4 protein-coding genes are annotated in these 1,595 nt (G+C 68.0%); all 4 read right to left on the minus strand.

Annotation, left to right across the window (positions count from 1 at the left end):
• Positions 1-366, minus strand: a 366-nt coding sequence (locus VGR06_RS26375; protein WP_327561825.1) for a hypothetical protein, incomplete at its 3' end; no start/stop codon positions are given.
• A 235-nt stretch (positions 367-601) separates the two neighbouring features.
• Positions 602-826, minus strand: a complete 225-nt coding sequence (locus VGR06_RS26380) for a hypothetical protein (protein WP_327561826.1) — start codon at positions 824-826, stop codon at positions 602-604.
• Positions 823-1,167, minus strand: coding sequence for a hypothetical protein (locus VGR06_RS26385; protein WP_327561827.1), 345 nt, complete (start codon positions 1,165-1,167; stop codon positions 823-825). The genes VGR06_RS26380 and VGR06_RS26385 overlap by 4 nt, the downstream gene beginning before the upstream one ends.
• 16 nt (positions 1,168-1,183) lie before the next feature.
• Positions 1,184-1,595, minus strand: a 412-nt coding sequence (locus tag VGR06_RS26390; protein WP_327561828.1) for an AP2 domain-containing protein, incomplete at its 5' end; no start/stop codon positions are given.

Here is a 1,595-nt window from a genome sequence, read left to right on the forward strand (position 1 = left end):
GGCCTCGGCTTTCCGCGCGGCATGGCGCTCGAGATAGATCCGCGCAGCCGCCCGGCCAGCCCTGTGCCAGGCCCATGTGTCGAACAGGGCGCGGCCCCGTGCGAGAACCTCGCCGGTCGGGTCGTCGACGACCGTCCACTCGTAGCGCAGCAGACCCTTACGCTCGACCCGTTTGGTTGGCCACAGGCTGATGCTGACCGGCACGATGCCGCACGCGGCGATGATGGCCTGCCGGTCCCCGTCGTCGGCGAGCTTCTCGATGTCGGCGAGCGTCAGCATCCGCGACCCGGGCCGCAGGTTCAGGTCCGGGCCGGCGGTGGCGGCGAGCACCTCGGTGACGGACATCTCCGGCTTCGTGTCGGTCATCCCGCACGCTCCAATTTGGCGACTGACTTGAGGCAGAGTTTGCATTCAGGCAGGTTGGCCAATATGGCGCGGCGGTCCGACCAGCGGTTCGCACGCTCTTCGTCGCCCGCGCTGTAGCCGCACAGCGTCCACCCGGATCGCCCCGGTACTGACGGATCGCCCTTGAGGTTCGTGGAATAGTGCCGAGCCCGCCTTGACTGCGTCGTGCACGGCTCGGCGTCCGGCTTCGTGTCAGTCACGACGCACCATCCGGACCCGAGCAGGAGCACTGGCCGGCGCCGCAGCATTCACCAGCGCACGGCTCGTAACTCGCGCACATGCACGACGAGTCGCGGTCGATCACGTCGTTGTTGAGCAGGCGGGCGATCAGTTTGGCGTCGACCTCCGAGTCCATGACGCCGATGAGTTGGTCGTCGCGATACAGGGTCCGACCGAGCTTGTTGCCGACGCGGTACCTCATGGCGCGACCAGCCAGAGCCAGGCGCGCCCCAGCAGCGACGGGCGTCGGTGACGGCCGCGACCACGCCGTAGCTTGGCCGGCCGGCCGGGCGCCGCATGCCGGGGGCCAGGGACCGCATACCGCAGGACCACCGTCTCGGTGAAGTCCTCGACGGGCGGTGCCGGCGAGATCGGGGTCAGGATGCCCAGGCCGGCGTCCTCGAATCGGACGGCCGGGATCTCACCGGTCGCGTCGGGCCGGCGCAACGCGGGCGGCAGGATCGTGAACGGTGCCAGGTTCACCGTTTGCTCGCCAGCCCGAATCTCGCCGGTGTCGTAGTCGTCGGCGTATGTGGTGCTCATGGCTATGTGGGGCCTTTCAGGGTGTTCGGATCGGGAAGTTCGGTCTTGCGTATTCACCCCAGGCAGCGATCGCGGCAGCGTCGTACGCCCGGGCGGCTTCCTCAGGGGTGTCGAACATGCCCAGATGAATCAGGCGGTCATCCACTCCGATGCGCGCCCGCCATCGCCGGCTTTTCTTGTGCCAGTCCACGCCTCGATAACCCGAGGTGTTCCCCTTGTAGAGGCGTGAGTTGGCCAAGTTCAGCGAGTTGCTGCATGGCCGCAGGTTGGCGCGGCGATTGTCCAGGCCGTCGCCGTTGACGTGGTCGATGTCGTGGGGCGGGTCGCCCGTGATGAATCGGTGCAGCCTCTGGTGTCGGGTTTGCGATAGGTCGCGAACTGCGTATAGGCGTCGACCGTTCCGGTCGAGCCGCCACGGGCCAGCGGCG

Source organism: Actinophytocola sp. (genome assembly GCF_036002505.1).
GTDB lineage: Bacteria > Actinomycetota > Actinomycetes > Mycobacteriales > Pseudonocardiaceae > DASYTH01.